Below are 24,089 nucleotides of genomic sequence, written 5' to 3'. Positions count from 1 at the left end.
AGCATTTCATGGCCTTAACCAAAGCAGATCTGGTCGAAAAACTCCACGCCGAACTTGGCTTGAACAAACGCGAAGCCAAGGATTTTGTTGATATTTTCTTTGAAGAGCTCCGCGCCACGCTCGAATCGGGCGAGGAAATAAAGCTTTCCGGTTTCGGTAATTTCCAGTTGCGAGATAAAAACGAACGACCCGGTCGTAATCCACGCACGGGCGAGATGATTCCGGTTTCTGCACGTCGCGTTGTGACGTTCCGAGCCGGCCAAAAACTCAAGGCCATGGTCGAGGCCTATGACGGCACTGTCGCATCCTGAATCGACCCTGCCGCCGATTCCCAACAAGCGTTACTTCACGATTGGTGAAGTAGGCGGGTTGTGTGATGTGAAGTCACACGTGCTGCGGTATTGGGAGCAGGAATTTACTCAGCTCAAGCCGACCAAACGTCGTGGTAACCGACGTTATTATCAACGGCATGATATCGAGATCATTCGTCTGATTCGTAGCCTTTTGTATGAACAGGGGTTCACTATTGCCGGCGCACGCCAGCAGCTCGTAAATGTGCTCAAACAGTCTTCTGACCTTACAGCCCTAAATTATGAGCATGATTTGCTGTCTGACATTGCACCTGTTGCGTCGCCATCGGATGGCCCTGTCGACTTGACGGAGCGTGCTCAAACTTCGCCTGTGAATGCGCAACATGGCGATGATATGACCCAACTTTCTCCTCTGAGTATTGACTCAGGTGTTCCACCGCTCACCCAGATTCGCCAGGCTCTGGAGCAGATTTCACGGAATATCGAACCTCTTCTTTAAGAGCAAATCGTATCTTTGTTGATCGTTGCAACTTTCGTTTGACACACGATTCATGGACACATTTTGGTGCACCCATTTGCTACGCCGCGTTTTTTTGGACGCCATAGGTGCGCGCAAAAATAGATTTCACCTTCGGGAATCTCGAAAAACCTGTCATATCCGCGTAGGCGGGAATTCAGCGCCTTCATTTTTCTGAGTTCCCGCTTTCGCGGGAACGACGATTCACGGGTATTTCGAGGTGCCCCTTCATAATAATTTGCTGTGATTTAGCCTTTTTAATAATTTTTAAATTGTTCTGGTTATAAAATTAAAAATCACTGCGCCACATATTGGTGCGGCACATATTATTTTGAGTTCTTAAATGGTGCATTGTGCCTATTCACATTTTTTTTGTTCAAGGTTCAAAGTTATTTGAATCAACTGGTAATTTTTAAGTTTTTATTGGCCCATCTCTTGCTGTTAATATCGTTAACAAGCAAATCCCGTCAGTGATAATTTCACCGAGAGCAATAATGGATACCATGAAAGACCCGAGTTATCTGTATAGCGGTTTTGACGAGATGTACGGCTTCGATGGTCAGATGGCCCGTCCGCAATATTCTGAAGTTGTTCGGCAGTTAGCTTCATTGCCCAATGATGTGCTTGTTCACAAACAGCGTGACGCGGAGCTGTTGTTCCGCCGTATGGGAATCACGTTCGCTGTCTATGGGGCGAATTCTTCCGAAGAACGGCTGATTCCATTCGATGTGGTGCCGCGCGTGTTCGGCGCAAATGAGTGGCGCCGTTTAGAGCTCGGATTAAAGCAACGCGTACGCGCGCTGAATATGTTCTTGCACGACATCTATCACGATCAGGAGATCATCAAGGCGGGTGTCATTCCGGCGTCTCAAGTGCTGGGTAACAGCATGTATTGCGCTGCAATGCAGGGAGTCGACCTGCCGAACCAAGTTTATGCCCAGATTGCAGGCATTGATTTGGTCCGAGTGGCTGAAAACGATTTTTACGTATTGGAAGACAACTTGCGCACCCCATCAGGTGTTTCCTACATGCTTGAAAACCGCAATACCATGATGCGGTTATTCCCGAATATGTTTACACAACGCACCATTCAGCCGGTTGCGCACTATCCGCAGATTTTGCTGGAAACACTTCGCGAGTCTGGACCTGCGCACATTGAAAACCCAGTAATCGTCGTATTGACACCGGGCCCTTACAACAGCGCTTATTTTGAACATGCGTTTTTGGCAAGCCAGATGGGTGTTGAACTGGTTGAAGGCAAGGATCTTTTTGTCAGCAACAACAAGGTCTATATGCGCACCACCCAAGGTGCACAGCAGGTACATGTGATCTATCGCCGTGTTGACGATGATTTTCTGGACCCGTTGGCGTTTCGTGCCGATTCAGTTCTGGGCGTGCCCGGGTTGTTCGATGCGTATCGACACGGGGGCGTATCACTGACCAACGGTGTGGGTACAGGTATTGCGGACGATAAATCAACCTATCTTTTCGTCCCTGAAATGATCGAGTTTTATCTGGGCGAAAAGCCGTTGCTTTCTAATGTGCCTACCTGGCGTCTCGATCGTTCGGATGACCTTAAATACGTACTCGAACATTTACCGGAGCTGGTCGTCAAGGAAGTGCAGGGTTCCGGCGGCTACGGCATGTTGGTCGGGCCCACAAGTTCGTCCAAGGAAATTGAAGCCTACCGCGCACGAATTCTTGAGAACCCGGCGGGATTCATTGCGCAACCAACGCTCGCGCTTTCCACCTGCCCGACCATGGTTGAAAGCGGCATAGCTCCACGGCATGTGGATTTGCGGCCATTTGTGTTGTCTGGCAAGGAAATCCGCCTTGCACCAGGTGGGTTGACGCGAGTGGCACTCACAGAGGGCTCCCTGGTCGTCAATTCGTCACAGGGTGGCGGCACAAAAGATACCTGGGTACTGGAGGACTGAAAACCATGACTATGCTTTCACGCACAGCTGATCATCTGTTCTGGATGGCTCGATATATCGAACGGGCAGAAAATACGGCGCGGGTACTGGATGTGGCGTCGCGTACATCGTTGCTACCGGATGATGAGGAGGGGGCTGACGCCCGTCTGTGGTTCGCACCGCTGAATATTTGCGGATCGGCTGAAGGTTATGAGGAAAAGCACGGGCTCGCTATTCAGACTAGTGTTACCAACTATATGACGCTGGATCCTGAAAACCCTTCAAGTATCTACTCAAGCCTCATGGAAGCGCGTGAAAATGCGCGTGCTGTTCGGGGTGCGATTACCTCCGAAATGTGGGAAATCATCAACAGCATGTGGCTTGATTTAAAGCGCATGCTGCCTTCTCTGGATAAAACGAATCCGGAGGGATTTTTTGACTGGGTAAAGGAACGTTCACACCTGTTTCGTGGGGTAACACTGGGCACGATGCTCAAAGATGATGCCCTTAATTTCATTCGGTTGGGCACGTTTCTTGAGCGGGCAGACAACACGGCGCGCATACTCGATGTGAAATATCACATTCTGCTGCCCAGTGTGCAGGATGTCGGTGGTGCCGCCGATTATTACCAATGGGGTTCCCTGCTCAGTTCGGTAAGCGCGCAGGAAGCCTATCGAAAAATCTATCGCGACAGCATTAAGCCGCTTCGTGTGGCGGAATTACTGATTTTGCGAGGCGATATGCCCCGGTCCTTGCATGCGTGCCTTAACGAGGTCGATGCCACATTAGGTTTGATCAATGGCCCGACCGGTACCGAAGCAAGACGTCTGGCGGGCGAGTTGCACGCGTCACTGCACTATGGCCGTATCGAAGATATTTTCGCGCATGGACTGCATGAGTTTCTCACCGAGTTTCTCGCCAGAACGCATGAGTTGAGCAGTGAAATCCACGATGCCTTTCTTTCGCTCAGAGATGATAAGCAGCCGGACGGAATCCGCCCCGATCGTTTTCAATTGCAACTACAATAATGATCCTTTTTTCCTTGGGTTTTCGATCATGACTTATTGTGTTGCACTCAAACTCAATGCAGGGCTTGTCTTCGCCTCCGATTCACGTACGAATGCGGGCATCGATCAGATTTCCAGCTTCAAGAAAATGCGTACCTTCGTGAATCGGGGTGACCGCGTCATTGTGATATTGAGCTCAGGCAATTTGTCCATCACACAAAATGCCATCAACCAGTTGGAAACACAGGGCCGCAGTCCAGAGCAACAGAATATCTGGAACGCTACATCCATGTTCGACGTGGCCTCTTTGCTGGGCGGCTGTTTACGGCATGTGCAAAACACAGACCGTCCGTTCCTGATGGCGGGCAACATTGATGTCAGTGCCAATTTCATTGTCGGCGGGCAAATTGCTGGCGAGCCGCCGCGTTTGTTTCTGGTGTACTCCGAAGGCAACTTTATTGAAGCGACCGAAAACACGCCGTTCTTTCAGATTGGAGAGATCAAGTACGGCAAACCGATCATTGACCGGATCATCAACTCAGAAACCACCCTCAACAGGGCAATCAAATGCCTGTTGGTCTCTTTTGATTCAACCATGCGCAGTAACGTCTCCGTAGGCATGCCAATCGACATGGCTTGTTATATGACCGATAGCCTGTCGCTGGACAACATCAAGCAGATGCAGGAAGGCGACCCTTATTTCACGTCAATCAGTTCAAAGTGGAGTGAAGGGCTAAATAGCGTATTCACCCAGTTGCCCAATCCGGAGTGGGCATGTCAGACACCGGACGCAGAGCCGGCTCAAACTCCGTCAGACGGTCAATTACAAAATCAAGGGATACCGCCCATATGACCACTCGCGTTGCGCTGCATCACAAAAGCCGGTACCTGTTCGACCGGTCAGTCGTACTTTCACCGCATGAGATCCGACTGCGTCCGGCCGCCCATTGCCGCACCCCGATTTTGGGTTACTCCCTGCAGGTATTGCCCGGAAAGCACTTCGTTAACTGGCAGCAAGACGTTTATGGAAACTTCGTCGCCCGTCTGACATTCACCGAGCCAACAGTCGCATTGGATGTGACGGTCGATTTGATCGTCGATATGACCGTCATCAATCCGTTTGATTTCTTTGTAGAGCCATGGGCTGAACATTATCCGTTTGCCTATCCCGATGTGATGAAGGCTGAATTGGCACCCTTTCTTGAGGCGGCGCCACTCGATAAGCACTTCAGGAAATGGTTGGCAGAATTTACGCAGGCCATGCCGAAAGATTTGACGATCAATGATTTTCTGGTTCGGATCAATCAAAAAGTTCAGAGTAGCGTCTCCTATCTCATTCGGATGGAACCGGGGGTGCAAACGCCGGAAGAGACGCTCTCCAACGGTTCCGGATCCTGTCGTGATAGCGCCTGGCTTCTGGTGCAGGCGCTTCGCCACCTCGGTATTGCGGCGCGTTTTGTCTCCGGTTATCTGATCCAGCTGGTGGCAGATCAGCCTTCGCTTGATGGCCCGAGTGGGCCGACGGCTGATTTTACGGATCTGCACGCCTGGTGCGAGGCATTTATCCCGGGGGGCGGTTGGATCGGTCTGGATGCTACATCCGGCCTGTTGGCTGGCGAGGGGCACATCCCGCTAGCGGCCACAGCACAACCTACCTCGGCGGCGCCCATTACAGGCATGACGAGCGTTTGTGAATCCGAGCTGATCGTTGAGATGAGTGTCACTCGGATTCATGAAGATCCGCGTGTCACCAAACCGTATACCGAAACCCAATGGCAGGCGATTCAGAGCCTGGGCTACTGGGTTGATTCCGAACTGCAAGCCAACGATGTCCGTCTGACCCAAGGGGGCGAACCGACGTTCGTATCCATTGATAACATGGATGCGCCGGAATGGAATACCGATGCACTGGGTGATCAGAAATGGGTGCTTGCTCAGGATTTGATGGCGCGTTTGAGCCGGCAGTTTGCACAGGGCGGGGTGCGTTATTACGGTCAGGGAAAATGGTATCCCGGTGAGCCGTTGCCACGCTGGGCGCTCAGTGTTTTCTGGCGTACCGATGGCGTGCCCGTCTGGCACGATCCTGAGTTGATGGCAGAAAATCCGAAACCGGATGCCCAACCAATTCCCAAGGCTCGGGCATATCACTTCGCCCATCTGTTGGCGTCGCGTTTGCAGCTTTCGACCGATTACGTGATTCCGGCTTATGAAGATCCATTGCTGGCGCTGTCCATGGAAACCGCATTGCCGGTGAATCTCGATCCCATGAAAATTGATCTCAAGGATACGGGCAAGCGAGGGCAGGTTTCGCGCAAGTTGCAATCAGGATTGGGTGATATCGTCGGTTATGTTCTGCCGCTCAAAGCGCTGGATTCCAGCAAAACCCAGTGGGCCTCAAGCCTTTGGCCATTGCGCACCGAACGTCTCTTCCTGTTGGGCGGTGATTCACCGCTGGGCCTGAGATTACCGCTCGACAGCCTGCCTTGGGTTCATCCCAAAGCGCAACCGGTCAATTTTCCGGTTGATCCGTTCGCATCGCGTCAGGTTTTGGGTGATTATCCGCGCACGCCTGCTTCGCTCAAACTCAATCCAGCCGAACCGCCACCCGCGCAAATCAACCCGGAAGAAGTCATTCACACTGCATTGGCACTGGAAGTTCGGAATGGTGTGCTGTACGTTTTCATGCCGCCGATCACTACGTTGGAGGCATGGCTGGAACTGGTGTCTGCCATTGAATTCTGTGCGAAAACGCTGAAACAGCCGATACGGATCGAGGGCTACACGCCGCCACGGGATCCACGCTTGCAGTCGCTCTCTGTTACCCCAGATCCCGGCGTCATCGAGGTCAATATTCACCCGGCCAGTGACTGGTCGACGCTCGAGCAGAACATGCACCTGCTTTACGAATCGGCGCGCCTCGCCCGTCTGGGCGCAGAGAAGTTCATGCTGGATGGCCGGCATACGGGAACAGGTGGTGGCAATCATGTCACATTGGGCGGTGCAACTCCGGCCGATAGTCCGTTTCTGCGCCGCCCGGACTTGCTCAAGAGCCTGCTGACCTATTGGCAACAGCATCCGGCGCTGTCCTATTTGTTCTCGGGTCAGTTCATTGGCCCGACGAGTCAGGCACCGCGTGTCGATGAAGCTCGCGACGACACCTTAGGTGAACTGGAAATTGCCTTCCAGCATCTTGATCTGGCCTTTCCGTCCGGTACGGAGTCCGATCAGCCTTGGCTGATTGATCGGCTGTTGCGACATCTGCTGGTTGATTTAACCGGCAATACGCACCGTGCCGAATTCTGCATCGACAAGCTGTATTCCCCGGATTCTTCCACTGGTCGCTTGGGTTTGCTTGAGTTGCGAGCGTTTGAAATGCCGCCACACCAGCGCATGAACCTCGTTCAATCTTTGCTGTTACGCGCACTTGTGGCGCGTTTCTGGAAAACACCGTTGCATAGTCGTCTCGTCGATTGGGGAACATCGCTGCATGATCGCTTCATGCTTCCGCATTTTATAGAGCAGGATATGCGCGATATCTGTACCGACCTGCGCGAATCAGGCTATGCGTTTGACGATGCGTGGTTTTTGCCGTTCCTCGAATTCCGCTTTCCTCGATATGGCAGCGTGACCTACGACGGCGTGATCATTGAAATTCGTCAAGCCATAGAGCCTTGGCACGTGCTGGGTGAAGAAATGGCAGCCGGTGGCACGGCGAGATATGTCGATTCATCCATTGAGCGCGTGCAAATTAAGGTGCAAAACTTGATCGGCAATCGGCATTACGTGACCTGCAACGGGCGGCGAGTGCCGCTGCACCCAACGGGCGTGCCGGGTGAGTTCGTCGCGGGCGTTCGTTTTAAGGCCTGGGCGCCGTATTCGGCACTGCATCCGACCATCGGAGTGCAGGCACCGCTTAGGTTCGATCTGGTCGATGGCTGGAATAACCGGGCCCTGGGCGGTTGTACCTATCATGTCAGCCATCCGGGTGGTCGAAGCTACGATACTTTCCCGATCAATGCCTTGGAGGCGGAAGCTCGACGTCGCTCACGCTTTTGGGATCATGGTCACACACCGGGCCAGTTCACGGTGCCGCAGGAACAGATCAATCCACGGTTCCCGCTTACGCTCGATTTGCGTTGGCAGCCCAGTTAACTTCCTTATTTCGAGGCAATCATGTTTGATTCCAATAGTTATCAGCGTTTCGGGGACAAACAGAATTCAGCCTTTTTCGAGGAGTATCTGTTTCGGGTACTCACCGAGCGTGACCGGTGTGGGCTGACTGACATGATCGGCGGCATCGAAGCCTTGTTGATTGCCGTCGAACCTGGAAAGTCGCTGGAATACATTGCCGAATTGGCACTGATGACGCCCTACCATTATCTGGTAACGCTGGATGGGCCGAAGCACATGACCCATGTCCTGCGAATTGACATGAATTCACCCGATATTCTCTTGCGTGAAATCAAGGTTCCGGATTACACCGATCTGTTCCGTAGCCTGAACGATCAGTACCCAATCGGTGCGCGGCGCCCGCACAGCCGCTATCTTGGCGAAATCCTCCGTGTGACTGACCGCTTGGACGTGGTGGCTATGCAGCAGGAGCGCGAGTTCCGTTTTCTGACCATGGGGCAACTGACCGAGTTGGATTTACCGCTTAATTTCAGCGTTTCCAAACCCTCGCCGTATACCCAGAATGTGGTCGGTTATATGGAACGGTCGTCCGAGGGCATTCGCGTGTATAAACATGGCGTCTCCACCATCATGGCAGACGCGCAAGCGGCTTATGAGCGCGGCAAGATCATGCAGGAGCACATCGGTGTGAAGGACATGCTCATGCCGATTGATCATCTGGCCACTCGCGTGTACAGCCAAAACCGTGAGGCGGCGCTGCTCGAATACCTTGCGTTGTCCAGCTATTACTATTGGGGCAGTTACGACATTAAGGATCAGAATTCATCGACCAACGTTACTAAAAATGTTCGTGGCGATCCTGAATCCATGTCCCCGGCGAAGGTGTTTACCGCAAACAATCTGCCGTACTGCGTGAATCACCTCGATAAGCTTCCCAGCCCGACGGAATCCTTTGTGCGCAATTACGGCCCACGCCTGCATCACATGGCGTTGACGGTGACCGATGGGCAGACCAATGGCATGGAAAATATCGACTTTGTCGTTGGTGCCATTGCCTCCCAAGGTAAACGATTCCTGCTCGATACGGTTGGGTCGCGAGAAGAGGGGCTCAAACAGATTTTTTCCTCCGCTTCGGATTTTTCCTCATTAATCATTGAATACGTTCAACGTTTTGACGGCTTTCAGGGGTTTTTTGCACGCGACAACGTAGCCCATCTCACGTTCGCCGCCGGTTTGGAAGAGGGCGTTCAGGCCAAATCAACGGAGTGATGCCTCTGAGCGTTTATTGCTTTAAAAAATAATAAAGCCCGGAATAGTGCAACTTGCCGGGCTTTTGCTTTGGCTTGTCAGCCGATCAGTGCATGAAGAGTGCCGAAGCTTTGCCGATGGCGATCCAAACACCGATCAGGAAGGGAATGCCAACGGCCAGCCAGGCCAATATACCGGTCATACCAAAACTGCCGCGTGCAGCGGAACCGGCATCGGCTGCTTTGTGGCTGGCTTTTTCGGTTAGTGCTTGTTCCGCAGCCAGTTCATCGGGTGTCATGAAGTGTTTCGCATCAACCGGCTTGATCATCAAGTTCAGGAAAAAGCCCAAAATCAATAAACCGGCCAAAATATACAGCGTGTTGTCGTACACCAAATTCTTGGGTACGCCTGCATCAAGCTGGGCCTGTCGTAAATTGGATATCAAAACCGGGCCAATAATGCCAGCGACAGACCACGCCGTCAGCAGGCGGCCATGAATGGCTCCGACCATCTGAGTGCCGAAAATGTCCGCCAGATAAGCGGGCACGGTGGCAAATCCACCGCCATACATGCTCAGGATGACACAGACCACGAGCACGAAAAGGCCCGCTGCGCCCATGTGTCCCAGTGTGGGCATCAACAGATACAGAGCCGTACCGAGTATGAAAAACGTGAAATAAGTGTTCTTGCGTCCAATCCAGTCCGATACCGAAGCCCAGAACAACCGGCCCACGCTATTGAACAGGCTGATCAGACCCACCAGTCCGGCGGCGGCGGCCACAATCCCGGCCTTTTGAGCCGCAGTCAGTGTGGCGTCACTTGTGACACCAACCAGCAAGGGGCCGAAAATGTCCTGCAGCATGGGCGAAGCCATCCCGATGACGCCAATACCGGCGCTCACATTGAGGCACAGTACGCCCCATATCAGCCAGAACTGGGGTGTCCGCCAAGCCTTGGAAAGATGCACATGGCCATCGGTGATCATCGCTTTGGATTGTGTCGGTGTGGGCTTGAAACCTGTCGGCATCCACCCGGCGGGAGCAACTCGGAAACCGAAAGCGCCGATGGTCATGATCACAAAGTAAATCGCACCCATGGTGATGAGCGTAAGCGCGACGCCTTGAGCCGATACGCCGCCACCGAAATGACTCATCAAGGCAACCGCGACAGGGGCCCCAATCATGGCGCCCCCACCGTAGCCCATGATGGCGAGACCGGTTGCCATGCCTCTACGGTCAGGGAACCATTTAATGAGCGTCGATACTGGGGTGATGTAGCCCAGACCCTGGCCAATTCCGCCGAGAACGCCGCAACCGAGCCACACCAGCCAGAGTTGGTGTGTCATGACACCGACTCCGCCAAGAGCCATGCCGCCACCCCAACAAATAGCCGCAATAAAGCCCGATTTGCGTGGGCCCACGCGTTCCATCCATCCGCCCCAGAAAGCGGCCGCAACTCCCAGCATGAAGATAAACAAGGTAAAGGTGATACTGACTTGCGGCACGGTCCAATCGCATTGACTGGAAAACAGGTTTGTCATCCAAGAATGACTGCTGCATTCGGTTGAGCTCTGTCCCACGAGTTTCGTCATCGGAAGCCAGAAAACGGAGAATCCATAGGCCATGCCGATGCATAAATGAATGGCAAGGGCGGCTGGTGGAACCAGCCAGCGGTTGAATTGCGCTCCGGCGATCGTACGTTGTTTATCCAATAATCCTGACATCAATCATCCTCTGATGGTGTTGGCCGGTTCAATCCTGTCGATTTTTCTATGAAAACCCAGAAGAACGTCAAGGAAGGGAGCAAAAATCTCCAAGGGGCACCTCGAAATACCCGTGATTCGTCGTTCCCACGTAGGCGGGAACCCAGAAAAATCAAGGCGCTGGATTCCCGCCCACGCGGGAATAACGGGTTTTTCGAGATTCCCTAAGGTTGAACAAAGTTTCTTTCACCCACTTTCGAGGCGGCTGATTTTATTCGTCCAGAGGAATAAAAGACACATACCCAAGTAAAAAACAATTTTTTATTTCAAATCATCAAGCATGAGCTTCCGAAAAAATCCGAATCGTGAAGTCTGTATTTTGGGTCATACAGCGGCAGCGAGAATTAATTGTTTTGCGGAACAGCGAGTGATCAATCCTCAAAAAGCGAAAGCTGAGTTCGGGGTTTTTCAGCTTTCGGTGGCTGCTTGGTTTTGGGAGATTGTTGTCTGCCGGGTTTTCGGCTGGCGTGTTTCTCGGCGATTTTCTGCGCCCATTCTCTATGCATTGGGTCGGTTTTGCGCAATTGATAGATTTTTTCGGCGGCCGCCTTTCTGGCCTGAACCTCATCGACGATCGGCCTGGGGTAGTTAGTCGGTGGCGAGGGGGCAAGCCAGGGCGTGTGAATCCAAGTCCGATCAAGGTCCATTAGTTCCGGCACCCAGCGACGAATAAACACCCCTTCGGGGTCATGGTCGATGCCTTGCTTGATCGGGTTGTAAATGCGCAGAGTGTTGATGCCCGTTGTGCCCGATTGCATCTGAGCTTGGCTGTAATGAATGCCCGGTTCGTAGTCGGTAAACATTCGCGCCAGATACAACGCGGGTTGTCGCCAATGCAGCCAAAGATGATAACTGGCAAAACTCATGACCATGGCACGCATGCGAAAATTCAGCCAGCCGGTGGCCTTGAGGGCCCGCATGCAGGCATCAACCATCGGATACCCCGTTCTGCCCGCTTGCCACGCCTCAAAAAAAGCAGGATTGAATTCGCTTTCTCGCAGGCCCTCGTAGGCCGGATGCAGATTGCAGAATTCGATGCGTGGCTCATCTTCGAGCTTCTGAATAAAATGGCAATGCCAGCGCAGTCGCCCGGAGAATGAACGCAGGGCACTCGGCCACATTCCCCGCTCGGTGGGTGGTTGCATCATCAACGCCAGTTTGCGCGCCTCAACGGCTTGAAAAACCTCACGGATAGAAACGGTGCCAAAGGCCAAGTGAGGAGATAACCGGGAACAACGCTCAAAGGCGGTCACGGGTGAAGACATGGCGCGCGCGTAGGTTTCACCACGCTCATGCAAAAAATCATGCAGCAAACCAAGCGCCCGGCTGCGCCCCCCCGATTGAATTTGGGCTGTTTCAGCATTTACCCAACCCAGATCGGCTGGGGAGGGCCAGGAGTCTGATGGTTCGTCTATCGAGTGAATGACCGGCGGCAGTTCGGCGATTGGCTGTTTCATCTGTCGATACCATCGGGCGGCCCAACCCGATCGATTGGCCAGACGGCGGACGACCCCGTGTTGTGCAGGCTCATGCCACGGAATGTGATGGTATTGGCACCACCGGGAAACGCGTTGATCTCGAGCGAAGGTCCAGCCGTTACCTGTTTCCTGATGCGACCACAACGCCGTAATGGCGTACTTTTGATGAAGCGAGGTAAGCACTTCGACGGCCTCACCCACTTTAATCACGAAATGAATCGATCTGTCTTGGGCCACGGTTTTCAATTCGTCCAGACAGGCCGTCAAAAAACGAAACTGACGTTCGCTCATGTCGGGTTGCTGCCACAATTCGGGCTCCAGAATGTACAGCAGCAGGACCGGCCCTTGCTTTGCCGCACGCGCCAACGCCGTGTGATCGGAAAGACGAAGGTCCCGTTTGAACCAGACAACGTTCATTCGTGCGCCACACCGCATTTCTTTTTGTGTTTGGTTACCCGGCCGGTTACCCGTTTGCGCCATAGTCGGTAACTTGAAGGCTTCAACTGGGCGCGCATCAACCGAATGACCTCGGACTCTGAATACCCGGTCAGACGCTGAATGTCATCGAAGGTGATTCGGTCCTGCCAGGCCATTTCGATCAGCTCACTGATCGCTGCGGACGATTCGTTCACGGCAATATCTCCTCACCATCCCAACCAATGAACCGACCTGTCTGCGCCGGTGTCAGGTGCTCGAGAACATTCAGCAGTTGGTCAGCGGCCAGATCGGGAGTGAACAGTTTATGGCTGGGCACATTGCGTTGAAACGGTCGGGAAAGCGGGCTGTCGACGGTTCCCGGATCGAGCGCAACGACGATTGCCTGTTTGTTGCGCCGTGCCACCTCGATCGCCGCCGTTTTGATCAGCATGTTCAAAGCCGCCTTGGATGCGCGGTACGCATACCAGCCACCCAATTGGTTGTCGGAAATACTGCCGACACGCGCCGAGAGCACCGCAAAATAAGCGGGGCGCTGGCGATTGAGTACGGGCAAGAAATGCTTGGCGACAAGCGCAGGAACGACGGTGTTGATCTCGAACACATGCTGAAAATGATCGCGTGACAATTGCCCTAATGATTTTTCCGGGGCAACCCGTCCATCGTGCAATATGCCGTTGGCCACGAACACCCCATCCAGCGGGCCCGTCCGGCTGGCGTGTTCCGCGGCCAGCGCGATGCTTTCTTCCTGACTATAGTCGATGGGTCGATCGCCTTGTCGCGAAAACGCGTGCACAACCGCATTGGGGTAACGTATCTGAACGCAACGAATGAATGCCTCAGCGATGGCACTCGAAGCACCCACAACGGCAATATTTTTTGGCTGGTTACTCATGCTGAACCCAAACGGAAAACGGACCACGAGTATAGAAAAGAAAAAACCAATTACTGACTTCGAGTCATCGACAAGCTATGCCCGCTGCCGGCATGCTTTAAGGGATGCCTTTTCGGCCGACAAGCCATCCAATCTCTAACGAGGCCCCGACGTAATATGACACTTGCTGGCATCGACATGGCCTGGATCACGGCAAGCCACCCAACCGCGATTGCGTTTGGTGAACTGCAAAATGATCAGCTCACCCTGATCGCCATCCAACCGGACTTGTTGGGGCTTTCCTGCATCCAAAATGCACTCGAATCGGCACCCGATCTTCGGGGGGTTGCGATCGATGCCCCGACTATCATCACCAATCAATATGGGGCCAGAGCCTGTGAGCGGGAATTGGCACGCTGCTATGGCGGGCGCAAAGCCGGTTGCCATCCAACGAACCGTGATCGTTATCCTGAAGCGGACAGCGTGGCATTATCCGATTGGCTCGCCCACCGGAGACACGAGCATGCCTGTCAGCAGGCAACAAAGTGGCAGATTGAATGCTACCCGCATCCTGCGCTCATTGAGATCTTCCAGCTGGCAGAACGGCATCTCTACAAAAAAGGGCCCGTGCCAGCGCGGCAGCAAGGCCAGATCGAATTGGCGCAACGGCTAAAATCTCTGGCTCAATCGCCCAAACTGGCGCTCATTGTGGCCGGAGAATGGTCGCATCATTTTTCCGCAGAATATATCCAATCCTTACGCGGCCGATCACTTAAGCAAAACGAAGATGTGCTCGATGCCATCATCTGCCTCTACATCGCGGGTTTATTCGCCCGGTCAGAACCGGGGCAATTATTTGGTAGTGTTGATCTCGGATATATTTATGTGCCGCAATGTCACTGTGAATCGAGACAGTAAGCCGACTTGTCCGGGGAAATAAACATCATCTGGTGTCTGCATAGTTGGCAAAAACCAAAAAAGCCCCAGAAATGGGGCTGGTTTTTTTCTACATAGGGAGCAAATTTAGCCCCTTGATGGGCGCTTGGATGCCGTTTTGCCCGGTTGGTATCGACATGGCTATGGGCACAAATAAGGAGCGTACTAGCGTCGATCAATCATCGTACGATGACATTGTCTGTCGCTGGTTTCCGTTTTGATCGGTTTTTGTGTGGAGGCTGGACCCGGAATCGAACCGAGGTAAGCGGATTTGCAATCCGCGACATAACCACTCTGACATCCAGCCAATTTGGAGCGGGAAACGAGGTTCGAACTCGCGACCTCAACCTTGGCAAGGTTGCGCTCTACCAGCTGAGCTATTCCCGCAAACAGGGGCGGAATTATTCATGGATGAAGACATGTTGTCAATCACCCTCTGGGTTTTTCTTAGTTTAGGTACTTTGATCACTGCGGGTTTTGGGCATTTATGCTGCCGTATTACCTGATTGCTTGGGCCAGACTGATTTCAGGACGGTTTTGAATTGGTGTCTGGTTTTCCACGAAGCGGGATAGGGTGATTGTGTCTAGGAATAAATAAAGCTCTCGAGAGAACTCATTCCATTTGTCTTGGGCGAAATTGCGTTTGTCTGGGCAGGATTTGTTGAAACCTTCGAGACGTTCTTCGCGGCAGCGATCATCTATGGCATCGGCGATATGGGCGACGGTGATCTGTTCTGGCGGTCTGTTCAAGCGATAGCCACCGCCTGGCCCGCGCGTGCCGATGACCAAATCAGCCTGGCGCATCTTCGAAAAGAGCTGTTCCAGATAGGAAATCGATACGCCTTGTATCGTTGATATTTCCGCGAGCGAAACGGTGGTCTGCTCGTTTGATCGATTTGCGAGGTGGATGAGGGCGGTCACTGCATGGCGGCATTTGGTTGTGAGTCGCATGGTGTGTATACCTCTGCTTTCTATAATTGATTTAAACAATCATAGCTGAGTAATTTACTCGGGCATAGAGAGATTATATCCACCAGATAGGATGTTTACTTGTTTGATCAACCAGTTTTTGAGCAGCCGGTTGCGTTTGAACTGCTGTTCTGTGCATTTGCTGGTGAGTTCCTGCAGGCACTGATTTCTATGAACCGGGTCGAGTAATTCGGCAGTTCGGGCATCGTGATACACCCGTACTTTTAGCTTCAATGGGCGATTTTTGTTACCCACGACGAGCTGGTCCGTAAATTGGACATCAAGGGTAAATTTGCTCTTGGCGATGATTTTCGAGGTGATATTCGCATTCCACGGGCACTCATCGCCACTTTTAAGATGCTTTAAATCGCCGAACAACCGCCGCATAAGAATGTAATTTTGCTCATAGGCGTCCATCAAGCGCTCGAAAGTGCCGGAACGTTGAAAGGGGGGAGTTTGCGTCTTAGTATTCATGAGCGGTGTTGTGCCATACAATGCGTGAAAGTTGTCGCGGGCGTCTCGTGGCCTGTGATGCGATGATTGAAGAGGTTAGGGCATGATGGATTGCCAAATCAAATATAGTTTCAACCGGCGGGTGGTGGGAGTAATTTTTTCCTTCGGCCTTCTGATGACTGTGGCATGTTCTACGGCGACAGCGGATGTGTATGTGCTTCGGGATGCCAATGGTGTGGCGCATCTGACAAACGTGACCCCAAAAAAACATTCTGGCTATACGCTGTTTCAGAAAAGTGCATGGACAGCGCCCAAGGCTTGGCACGATGGTTTCAAGATCCTGCCACGCTTGAATGTTCACACCTACGACGATGAAATCAGACATTACGCCAAGCAGTTCGGCGTTGATCCAACGCTGGTGCGTGCCGTTATGCATGCTGAAAGTGCGTTCAACCCCAACGCAGTGTCTTCTGCGGGCGCGGGTGGATTGATGCAGTTGATGCCGCAAACGGCAGAACGATTCGGTGTTGCCGACCGGTTCAACCCCGAGGAAAACATTGCCGGCGGTGTTGCTTATCTTGCCTTCTTGCTTGATTTGTTCCACGGTGATCGGCAACTGGCGGTAGCGGCCTACAATGCAGGCGAAGGCGCGGTGCAAAAGTATTCTGGCGTGCCGCCATACAACGAAACACAAAACTATGTGACGCGCGTGCTCGATTTACAGAAGCGTTATGTGGCCAAGGCGGAGCAATCCCAATAGCTGGATCCAGCCTTAAACTGTGCGATTGAAACCTATAACTAATAAAAAAGCCCCGAAAACCGGGGCTTTTCTCGTTGCGTTTGTTTAATTACGGGTGGTGGCAGGTTGGTCGAAATGAGTCGAGTTGCGGATCAGTAGTTTGTTCTTGAGCTCCCAAAACACCTGGACCGTTTTGAGTTGGATGTAAACGAAAGGAGTCATCAACAGAAAGTAGACCCACGAGCGGTGGCTGATGATCTCGTTATGGGTTAGCCCGACGTTGATGAAAAACATGCCGAACACGAAGAACGCAACGCCGGGGCAAACCAGAGCGAATGAGCCCGCATTGCCTTTCTCGCCATGAATATAGTGCTGGAAATAACCGAGATGGCGCATGACTGCGTATCCAAGTAAGCCAAACAGGATTTGAGCGGAAAGCACAATCATACTGCTGACAAACAAACCGCTGTAGTTCATGGAGCTATCAAATCCATGGTGTAGTCCGTGGCTCAAGCGAATCCAGGTAATCCCCAATAGAGTCAAAATGGGAATCATGATCCACAAGCTTGGGCTGGCGGATTCATTGATTCCGTTGACCATCATGGATTGAAAACCGTTCACCAGTTTGACGATCGCTAAAAGAACCGCAACGGTCAGGAAGAACAATGAGAGTGCAATCGATATGGCGATCACCGTTGTGTTTTCGGACATGGAAGCCGGTGCGGCGAAACCAACGGCAATCATGGAAAGTGCAAACATTGAAATCATGGGGGCCAAACTGTTGTTGGTCGCAAAATCAACTTGACCACCAATGAATGCCCGTGCGAAGTAGCGCACTAAAATTTTCATGGCAAAGACGCCAATCACAAAAAATGCGGTGATTGCAAGCGGGAACAACCATTCGACCACCGACCAAAGGTTCGGAATCAATATGGCACCGAGTACAAAAGACACATTCACTGTCATAGCCAAAGTAAGTGGGATGGCCATCAGCGCAATTTCTGAGTTGCTTACGATCAGCTTTTGATAGGCCTCGGTTTGTTTAAATAGGCCAAATTCGCTGATATTCCATAAAAGTAAACGGAAATGCCAATAAGCAAAAAAAAGAATCAATGAAATAGTTAAGCCGGTGAGCACTGCGTTGATGATGTTTGGCCCCGTGAGGATGGGCCACACGTCGTTGAATGTCACCATGGGTGTATTGGGATGTGGGAGCAAAAACATCAAATAGATGAAAAATGATACGGACAAGCCGCCTGCGCCAAGGGATGCAAGAAAATACAAGGGGTTGAATTTAGCCCCAAAATTTTTAACCAACATAATAGATACCTCTAATAACTAGTTGTTTGGGTTGTGTTTGTCAGGCCGTCGCGTACATTAGAAGAAACTAACATATCACAAGTTTTTGCTGTATAAATAAAAATAATCATAGTAATGTGAGAATACTTGGGTTTATCTCTCACGAACCCGCATCGATCGATGCCTAGACATCTGTCGTCAACTTGCCCGCCTCTTGATAAATCAGTGAAGCCGCGTGCCGCAATTTTTAACTTTGTTGTTCGTCACAGATTTGGCATTCTGTGGCAGATGCTCCGTTGTCAAACTTCAAGGATTGTTTTATGTCTTCATCACCACTTGCTGGTACGCCGCCCACGCCGGATATGCTGGTTCAAATTCCCGAACTGATCAGTGCCTACTACACGCAGAAACCGGATTCGCGGGTGGTTCGGCAACAGGTGAGCTTTGGTACGTCCGGTCATCGTGGCACGAGTCTGAACACGAGTTTCAATGAAGCGCATATCGCGGCCATCACGGCAGCATTGATTGAATATCGTCAAGAGCAGGGTATAGCGGGCGCCATTCTGATCGGGGTGGACACACACGCGCTCTCTTGGCCGGCGTTTGTGACTACGATTGAAGTTCTGGCGGCCGCCGGCGTCCCTTTGCGTTACCAAGCCGGTTTCAAACCGACGCCAACGCCGGTCATCTCCCGGTTGATTATTGACAACAATGCGGCATCCTCGTCCGCTTTGTGCGATGGAATCGTGATCACGCCATCACACAATCCGCCGAGCGATGGGGGTTTCAAGTACAACCCTACACACGGTGGGCCCGCCGATACGGATGCCACGGGCTGGATTCAGAACCGCGCGAATGAATTGCTCGATCAATGGGAAGACATCCCTCGGATGGACTTCGCTGAGGCACTTAAACAGTCCTTTGTGATTGCTGACGACTTCGTCACGCCTTATGTATCAGAACTCGCGCAGGTGATTGATTTCGAGGCGATTCGCAAGGCCGGGATTTCAATTGGCGTCGATCCGATGGGTGGCGCCGGTTTGCCTTATTGGAAACCGATTGCTGAGCATTACCAGCTCGATTTGACTGTGGTGAATGAGCGTATCGAGCCGGATTTTCGTTTCATGCCGCTTGATCATGATGGGAAAATCCGTATGGATTGCTCATCTCCGTATGCCATGTCCGGATTGCTGGCGATCAAGGATCGTTTCGACATTGCATTTGGAAACGATACCGATGCCGATCGTCATGGAATTGTGACTCCGGATGGCGGTCTTCTGAATCCGAATCACTACCTTGCGGTGGCAATCGATTATCTGTTCCGTCATCGGCCAGAGTGGGCTCGGTATCTTGCCATTGGTAAAACGGTCGTTTCCAGTTCGATGATTGATCGCGTGGCGGCGGGTTTAGGTCGACCCGTATTTGAAACCCCCGTGGGCATCAAATGGTTTCAACCGGGATTGACTGCCGGGGATTTGGGGTTCGGCGGTGAAGAATCGGCTGGCGCCACGTTCCTCTGTCGTGATGGAGCGGTGTGGACGACCGATAAGGATGGCCTGATTTTGGGGCTTCTTGCCGCTGAAATCTTGGCGGTGACCGGTAAGGATCCCTGGGAATATTTCAATGTGTTGGTCGATAAGTATGGCCAGCCTTACTACACCCGCGTGGATGCGCCCATCACGGCTGAAGAGAAAGCGCAATTCAAGGGGCTGACGGCCGAATCTGTTCATGCCACCAAACTTGCCGGTGAGGATATTACCCGCGTGATGACGCATGCGCCCGGCAATCAGGCCCCTTTGGGTGGGCTGAAAGTTGAGACTGCCAATGGCTGGTTTGCCGCGCGTCCATCCGGGACGGAAGATATCTACAAGATTTATGCTGAAAGTTTTATTTCAAACGAGCATCTCGCCCAGATTCTGAATGAGGCCAAGACGCTTGTTTCCGAGGTGTTGGCCGGGCATTGATTTCGTTACGGTGTTTTTATGGCGTCCGGTACCAAGGTGAACGTTGTCGGTTTCAGCGCTTTCTGGCATAGCGTCTTGACTCGATCACTGCTCTCAGCCTTGTTGCGAATTGCGAAGTGCAATCAGACCTTTCGCTATACTCCAGAGCAATGCCAACAGGATGCCAGCGGCAGCCAGCCACCAAAGAACGATCAACCCGAACAGGTTGGGCGCCTGCATAAAGGTAGTCATCAGTGAGTCCTGATAATAAAAGAACCAAGGGTGGTTGGCGGGGAATACGCTTCGGTGGAAGTCGTTAAATACTCGCATTGGCCCAATCATAAGCACCGTCACCGTGGCGATGAACAGGGTGATCAATGTGCCTGCGGCGAATGATCTGAAGCTGGGTAAACGGCGTCGTTTCCAGACGCTCACCGCGATCAGAATGAGCCAGGCTAAAAGGGCGATTCGTCCAATGTCGTTTCCCTTGTCGACAACCCGAGCGACATCAGTCAGATGTGTTACTTCGTCTTTAGTCAGAAACACGCCCAGATCTCGCCCATTTGGAGCGAAGTAGTGCAATTGGGCTAATCCACGCCCTTCATGGTTGATTGCATGCGTGATGGCAGAAAACAGGCGCGCGTGTTCCTTAGAATTTGTCTCGATGAAATTTTGTTTGCCATGACGATTTTGCGGCACATATTTTTCAATGGTGGACGGGATATCCAGCAGTCGGTAATTCTCAGGGTAGAAAAAATTGACCTGAGATAATGCGAGCCATGCTAACCACAATACAGTCGGCCATAAGAGGGCCAGATGAACCGTGACTTGGGCGCTATTTCGCAAGTGCTGTGCAACGTTCCGAGGTAAGCGCATGCGGCTGTCTCCTTAATAATCCGCAGATTTGCTCCGTATTATGCATGGGAATGGTTCTTAATTTTCGTGCTCTTTCTTAGCGAATATGGCGATGCATATTTACACGCTTCCTATAGAGCGAATGAGCTTTCGCTCCTTGATGACCATGAGCACGAAGATGGTAAGCATGAGAAGGCCCATCGCGCCAGCAGACCACCACAATACTGCCGGGAGACCGAAGATGACATTGACAAGGAGGAGACCTGCTGCAGGTCCGATCAGAAAGAGCATCATTCCACGCAAACGCCAAATGGCACGTGCGGTTAAGGAAGTTGTGATGCGGCGGTGATCTAACATTTATTTCCAATCAGCCTGTCAGGTTTTAGGAATTCTAGTGAAAAACTAGCTGAGCGAAGACATTTTTTGCCACTTTTCAAGGTGAATAGTTGTCCCTGTTTCCCAAAAAAGTGGTGAAATAAAAGTCGACTATGGGGATTTACAGCCGATTTTCATCAAGACCGACGGGCAGCTAGTGTGCATAACCAGCAAGTTTGTGCAGTCGGGCGCGGAAAACCCAGGCTTGATAAAAGTTATACGACAGCATGACCGGTACAAACCCGAGCATGGCATAACTGAAGGCGCTCAATGAGTTGGACGGGTTGGCTGCATCGTAAATCGTCATCGTGCCGGGCACAAACCAGGGGTATAGTGTCGCCATCATGGTGGCAAAATTGATGAACACGATGCTGGCGAGCCAGATCATTGCCGTGATATCCCGCTGTTCGCGCGAAGCCTTGCGCATGGACCAAGTCGCGAAAAGCACAATCGCGCCAGCAATAACATATGCCCACCAATACGGACCGATCCACTTGTCGCGTGCCCAGGAGAATTGGATGAACGTCCACACGACGGTAATCATGATGGCTACCAAGGCGAGATAGAACATCAAATCCGTCCATTTGAGCGCTTTGGCATAGATTTCGGTGGAACGGTCGAACCGGGCCCGCAGGTAGGCTCCGCCCGCCAGTGAGGCGGCGATGACAGCCGTAAAACCGGTCAATATGCTAAATGGCGTGAGGAAATCCAATGCACCGCCGCCGAAGGTAGGTACCTGCCCAGTGGTCATCTGGAATCCCTGCAGAAAAGCGCCTAGGCAAACACCTGCACCAAAGGTGGTCACCAAGCTCCCGATGCCGAACCCCCAATCCCATAATGCCCGGCTGCGTTTGGAATAATGATGGAACTCCAATGAGACAGCCCGAATGATGATGCCCCACAGAACGACCATCAAGGGGATCATCAAATAATGAAACAGCGACCCGTAAGCCAATGGAAACGTGCCGAAAATAGCCCCGCCGGCCACCACCAGCCAGGTTTCATTCGCATCCCATGTGCCGGCCATGGAAGCCATGATGGCGCCGCGCTCCTCGCTGTCGGAATTGAAGAGCGAGTAAATTCCCGATCCAAGGTCAGCGCCGTCCAAGATGATGTACAGCACGACGAATAGTCCGATCAGGACCCACCAGATGAACGTGAGCCATTGGTAGCCGTGAGTGATGTCCATGATGTGTTGCATAAAAATCTCCTTATGTTCTGATCAGATGGCGGGTCGTTCAAACAGTGGGCGGCCTTCCGGCGCGTCGCGCTCCGGCAGTTGCCCCAAGTGAAGCCCTTCGCCTTGTACACCATGAATGATTTCTTCATGCATGTCCGGACCACGGCGGACCACTTTCGAGAAGAAGTACCAGGCGCCGATCCAAACGACCAGATCAAAGAATACAAAGCCGATGAACCAGGCGATCTCGGCTGAAATACTCATCTGGCTGACCCCTTCGGAGGTGCGCATCATGCCATGTACGATCCAAGGCTGACGTGCGATTTCACGGGTCCACCAACCCGTCCAAATAGCGACATACGGCAGGATGGCACTGAAAATGACCGCCCGCAGAAACCACGGACGACGCTGTAACTCAAGGGCATTGAATTTGCCTTTGTAGCGCAGATACAGCGCCCAAAACGCCACCAACATCAGAATTCCACCAGCGGCCACCATAATGCGGAAGGCATAGAAGGGCGCCAGAACCGGTGGACGGTCTTCCGGCTTGAATTGATCCAGACCCTTCACTGTGCTGACCCATTTGTGATCTTCCAGCAGGCTCAACACGTGGGGGATGCCAATCTGAAACGTATTGGTGCCCTTTTCCTCATCAGGCCATGCGACCAAGTTCCAGCTGGTGTTTGGGGTGCCGTCGGCATTGTAGGTGTGCCAATGACCTTCCATGGCGGCGAGTGCGGCCGGATCGTGTTCTGCCACCGTGCGCCCCAATTCGTCGCCGATGTAGACTTGAAGGGGGGCAACGATAACCAGTGCCATCAGTGATGCAGTCAGGGTGCGCATAAACATCTGCGCATGGCGATTCTTGTAGATCATCCAAGCTGAGATACCGGCCACAAAGAACAACCCGATTTCGATTGCTGCGATAAACATGTGCGGGAACGCAGTGAGGAAATTCGGATTAAAAATGGCCGCCGTCCAATCGTCCACCAAAAAAAGACCTTTTTCGAGATGAACGCCGGTAGGGGATTGCATCCAGGAGTTGGCCACCAGAATCCACATGGCCGACAACATGGATGAAAACGCAACGTTGAACGTGGCGAAGAGGTGCATTTTCTTGCTGATTTTGCCCCAGCCGAAAATCATCAGACCGATGAAGCCCGCCTCGTACATGAAGGCCGTGATGGTTTCATAGCCCAGGATGTTGCCAAAGAATGGTCCGGCAGCCTGTGAAAAGGGCGCAAACAGTATCCCGAAGGACATTTCCATCGTAACGCCCGTGGCAACGCCAGCCCCGAAGTTGATGATGAACAGTTTTTCAAAGAAACGGGTGAGGCGATACCACTCGTCGTTATCGGTTTTCATCCAGCGCCATTCGCTGTACAAAAGAAACGAGGCCAGACCAATGGTTAAGGGGGGGTAGAGGATATGCATGGTGGTGATCCACCCAAAATCTAGCCGTGCGAGATCAGTCATCAAAGTTGGATCTGTCATTTTTATGCTCCCGACTGTGTGAAATCGTCAGTGCGATCACATTCAATACAAGGTTTATGGTCCGGTGGAGACTAATCGCCACCCTTGCTCTTTTTAGGTTCTTTTAGGCTCTTTCAGGGTGTCACTGCTGTCGATGGTCGCGATGTGAACCCTGTTTTATTAACTTA

Annotated in this window: 19 protein-coding genes, 2 tRNA genes and 1 pseudogene; 10 read left to right on the top strand and 12 right to left on the bottom strand. The window is 52.3% G+C overall.

From position 1 onward, the window contains the following. Positions 1-8: 8 nt before the first annotated feature. The 7 genes and pseudogenes from HNEAP_RS06595 to HNEAP_RS06565 all read left to right on the top strand — a co-directional run bounded on the left by HNEAP_RS06595 (position 9) and on the right by HNEAP_RS06565 (position 9,151). On the top strand, positions 9-311 hold the full coding sequence (locus tag HNEAP_RS06595; protein ID WP_012824183.1) for an integration host factor subunit alpha: 303 nt from the start codon (positions 9-11) through the stop codon (positions 309-311). Beyond that, a pseudogene (locus HNEAP_RS12865) lies at positions 289-550 on the top strand (MerR family transcriptional regulator); the annotation flags it as partial. The gene HNEAP_RS06595 and the pseudogene HNEAP_RS12865, both read left to right, overlap by 23 nt. Positions 551-1,322: 772 nt before the next feature. Beyond that, positions 1,323-2,765 carry a circularly permuted type 2 ATP-grasp protein gene (locus tag HNEAP_RS06585; RefSeq protein WP_012824181.1) on the top strand — a complete coding sequence of 481 codons (1,443 nt, stop codon included), beginning with the start codon at positions 1,323-1,325 and terminating at the stop codon, positions 2,763-2,765. A gap of 5 nt (positions 2,766-2,770) precedes the next feature. Next, a complete protein-coding gene (locus HNEAP_RS06580; RefSeq protein ID WP_012824180.1) occupies positions 2,771-3,772 on the top strand; it encodes an alpha-E domain-containing protein in 1,002 nt (333 codons plus the stop codon). Positions 3,773-3,800: 28 nt separating this feature from the next. After that, complete coding sequence (locus tag HNEAP_RS06575; protein WP_012824179.1) at positions 3,801-4,604, top strand: proteasome-type protease; 804 nt, start codon at positions 3,801-3,803, stop codon at positions 4,602-4,604. Beyond that, positions 4,601-7,903, top strand: coding sequence for a transglutaminase family protein (locus HNEAP_RS06570; RefSeq protein WP_012824178.1), 3,303 nt, complete (start codon positions 4,601-4,603; stop codon positions 7,901-7,903). The genes HNEAP_RS06575 and HNEAP_RS06570 overlap by 4 nt, the downstream gene beginning before the upstream one ends. Before the next feature lie 21 nt (positions 7,904-7,924). Further along, complete coding sequence (locus HNEAP_RS06565; RefSeq protein ID WP_012824177.1) at positions 7,925-9,151, top strand: VOC family protein; 1,227 nt, start codon at positions 7,925-7,927, stop codon at positions 9,149-9,151. An 85-nt stretch (positions 9,152-9,236) separates the two neighbouring features. On the opposite strand, the gene HNEAP_RS06560 is transcribed toward HNEAP_RS06565, so the two are convergent. The 4 genes from HNEAP_RS06560 to HNEAP_RS06545 all read right to left on the bottom strand — a co-directional run bounded on the left by HNEAP_RS06560 (position 9,237) and on the right by HNEAP_RS06545 (position 13,700). Further along, entirely contained in the window at positions 9,237-10,853 is a 1,617-nt protein-coding gene (locus tag HNEAP_RS06560; protein WP_012824176.1) for an OFA family MFS transporter, read from the bottom strand. A gap of 410 nt (positions 10,854-11,263) precedes the next feature. After that, a complete protein-coding gene (locus HNEAP_RS06555) occupies positions 11,264-12,787 on the bottom strand; it encodes an FAD-binding domain-containing protein (RefSeq protein ID WP_012824175.1) in 1,524 nt (507 codons plus the stop codon). Then, the gene (locus HNEAP_RS06550; protein WP_012824174.1) at positions 12,784-13,002 is read right to left on the bottom strand and encodes a TIGR03643 family protein; all 219 of its coding nucleotides are present in this window, start codon (positions 13,000-13,002) and stop codon (positions 12,784-12,786) included. The genes HNEAP_RS06555 and HNEAP_RS06550 overlap by 4 nt, the downstream gene beginning before the upstream one ends. Next, on the bottom strand, positions 12,999-13,700 hold the full coding sequence (locus tag HNEAP_RS06545; protein ID WP_012824173.1) for an SDR family NAD(P)-dependent oxidoreductase: 702 nt from the start codon (positions 13,698-13,700) through the stop codon (positions 12,999-13,001). Before HNEAP_RS06545 ends, HNEAP_RS06550 begins: the two co-directional genes overlap by 4 nt. Positions 13,701-13,856: 156 nt before the next feature. On the opposite strand from HNEAP_RS06545, the gene HNEAP_RS06540 reads away from it, so the two are divergent. Beyond that, entirely contained in the window at positions 13,857-14,597 is a 741-nt protein-coding gene (locus HNEAP_RS06540) for a DUF429 domain-containing protein (RefSeq protein WP_012824172.1), read from the top strand. Between the two features lie 251 nt (positions 14,598-14,848). Here the strand turns inward: HNEAP_RS06540 and HNEAP_RS06535 are convergent. From HNEAP_RS06535 to HNEAP_RS06520, 4 genes are all read right to left on the bottom strand, one after another. Beyond that, a tRNA-Cys gene (locus HNEAP_RS06535) sits at positions 14,849-14,922 on the bottom strand. A 4-nt stretch (positions 14,923-14,926) separates the two neighbouring features. Beyond that, positions 14,927-15,002 (bottom strand) — tRNA-Gly (locus HNEAP_RS06530). Between the two features lie 111 nt (positions 15,003-15,113). Then, positions 15,114-15,566, bottom strand: a complete 453-nt coding sequence (locus tag HNEAP_RS06525; protein WP_012824171.1) for an Rrf2 family transcriptional regulator — start codon at positions 15,564-15,566, stop codon at positions 15,114-15,116. 54 nt (positions 15,567-15,620) lie between these two features. Further along, positions 15,621-16,058, bottom strand: coding sequence for a DUF1249 domain-containing protein (locus tag HNEAP_RS06520; protein ID WP_081441117.1), 438 nt, complete (start codon positions 16,056-16,058; stop codon positions 15,621-15,623). A gap of 154 nt (positions 16,059-16,212) precedes the next feature. Between HNEAP_RS06520 and HNEAP_RS06515 the strand changes: the two genes are divergently transcribed. Beyond that, positions 16,213-16,797 carry a lytic transglycosylase domain-containing protein gene (locus HNEAP_RS06515; RefSeq protein WP_081441185.1) on the top strand — a complete coding sequence of 195 codons (585 nt, stop codon included), beginning with the start codon at positions 16,213-16,215 and terminating at the stop codon, positions 16,795-16,797. An 84-nt stretch (positions 16,798-16,881) separates the two neighbouring features. Here the strand turns inward: HNEAP_RS06515 and HNEAP_RS06510 are convergent, their stop codons facing one another. Continuing rightward, the gene (locus HNEAP_RS06510; RefSeq protein WP_012824168.1) at positions 16,882-18,096 is read right to left on the bottom strand and encodes a TsoY family (seleno)protein; all 1,215 of its coding nucleotides are present in this window, start codon (positions 18,094-18,096) and stop codon (positions 16,882-16,884) included. A gap of 299 nt (positions 18,097-18,395) precedes the next feature. Here HNEAP_RS06510 and pgm point away from each other — a divergent pair, with 299 nt between their 5' ends. After that, positions 18,396-20,039, top strand: a complete 1,644-nt coding sequence (gene pgm, locus HNEAP_RS06505; RefSeq protein WP_012824167.1) for a phosphoglucomutase (alpha-D-glucose-1,6-bisphosphate-dependent) — start codon at positions 18,396-18,398, stop codon at positions 20,037-20,039. Between the two features lie 93 nt (positions 20,040-20,132). Here the strand turns inward: pgm and HNEAP_RS06500 are convergent, their stop codons facing one another. From HNEAP_RS06500 to HNEAP_RS06490, 3 genes are all read right to left on the bottom strand, one after another. Continuing rightward, positions 20,133-20,894 carry a lipoprotein intramolecular transacylase Lit gene (locus HNEAP_RS06500; protein WP_012824166.1) on the bottom strand — a complete coding sequence of 254 codons (762 nt, stop codon included), beginning with the start codon at positions 20,892-20,894 and terminating at the stop codon, positions 20,133-20,135. Between the two features lie 508 nt (positions 20,895-21,402). Beyond that, positions 21,403-22,449 carry a cytochrome d ubiquinol oxidase subunit II gene (gene cydB / locus HNEAP_RS06495; protein WP_012824164.1) on the bottom strand — a complete coding sequence of 349 codons (1,047 nt, stop codon included), beginning with the start codon at positions 22,447-22,449 and terminating at the stop codon, positions 21,403-21,405. Between the two features lie 21 nt (positions 22,450-22,470). After that, positions 22,471-23,922 (bottom strand): cytochrome ubiquinol oxidase subunit I, encoded by a 1,452-nt coding sequence (locus HNEAP_RS06490; protein WP_012824163.1) that lies wholly within the window; start codon positions 23,920-23,922, stop codon positions 22,471-22,473. Between the last annotated feature and the right edge of the window lie 167 nt (positions 23,923-24,089).

Origin of the sequence: Halothiobacillus neapolitanus c2 (genome assembly GCF_000024765.1) — a bacterium.
GTDB classification, from domain to species: Bacteria; Pseudomonadota; Gammaproteobacteria; order Halothiobacillales; family Halothiobacillaceae; genus Halothiobacillus; species Halothiobacillus neapolitanus.
This window is presented reverse-complemented; position numbering and strand designations above follow the sequence as displayed.

Coding starts and splice junctions, on each gene's coding strand:
- pgm (WP_012824167.1), top strand. CDS start 18,396: ATGTCTTCATCACCACTTGCTGGTACGCCGCCCACGCCGGATATGCTG.
- HNEAP_RS06540 (WP_012824172.1), top strand. CDS start 13,857: ATGACACTTGCTGGCATCGACATGGCCTGGATCACGGCAAGCCACCCA.
- cydB (WP_012824164.1), bottom strand. CDS start 22,449: ATGCAACACATCATGGACATCACTCACGGCTACCAATGGCTCACGTTC.
- HNEAP_RS06500 (WP_012824166.1), bottom strand. CDS start 20,894: ATGCGCTTACCTCGGAACGTTGCACAGCACTTGCGAAATAGCGCCCAA.
- HNEAP_RS06525 (WP_012824171.1), bottom strand. CDS start 15,566: ATGCGACTCACAACCAAATGCCGCCATGCAGTGACCGCCCTCATCCAC.
- HNEAP_RS06580 (WP_012824180.1), top strand. CDS start 2,771: ATGACTATGCTTTCACGCACAGCTGATCATCTGTTCTGGATGGCTCGA.
- HNEAP_RS06555 (WP_012824175.1), bottom strand. CDS start 12,787: ATGAACGTTGTCTGGTTCAAACGGGACCTTCGTCTTTCCGATCACACG.
- HNEAP_RS06570 (WP_012824178.1), top strand. CDS start 4,601: ATGACCACTCGCGTTGCGCTGCATCACAAAAGCCGGTACCTGTTCGAC.
- HNEAP_RS06560 (WP_012824176.1), bottom strand. CDS start 10,853: ATGTCAGGATTATTGGATAAACAACGTACGATCGCCGGAGCGCAATTC.
- HNEAP_RS06520 (WP_081441117.1), bottom strand. CDS start 16,058: ATGAATACTAAGACGCAAACTCCCCCCTTTCAACGTTCCGGCACTTTC.
- HNEAP_RS06565 (WP_012824177.1), top strand. CDS start 7,925: ATGTTTGATTCCAATAGTTATCAGCGTTTCGGGGACAAACAGAATTCA.
- HNEAP_RS06545 (WP_012824173.1), bottom strand. CDS start 13,700: ATGAGTAACCAGCCAAAAAATATTGCCGTTGTGGGTGCTTCGAGTGCC.
- HNEAP_RS06575 (WP_012824179.1), top strand. CDS start 3,801: ATGACTTATTGTGTTGCACTCAAACTCAATGCAGGGCTTGTCTTCGCC.
- HNEAP_RS06515 (WP_081441185.1), top strand. CDS start 16,213: ATGACTGTGGCATGTTCTACGGCGACAGCGGATGTGTATGTGCTTCGG.
- HNEAP_RS06585 (WP_012824181.1), top strand. CDS start 1,323: ATGGATACCATGAAAGACCCGAGTTATCTGTATAGCGGTTTTGACGAG.
- HNEAP_RS06595 (WP_012824183.1), top strand. CDS start 9: ATGGCCTTAACCAAAGCAGATCTGGTCGAAAAACTCCACGCCGAACTT.
- HNEAP_RS06510 (WP_012824168.1), bottom strand. CDS start 18,096: ATGTTGGTTAAAAATTTTGGGGCTAAATTCAACCCCTTGTATTTTCTT.
- HNEAP_RS06490 (WP_012824163.1), bottom strand. CDS start 23,922: ATGACAGATCCAACTTTGATGACTGATCTCGCACGGCTAGATTTTGGG.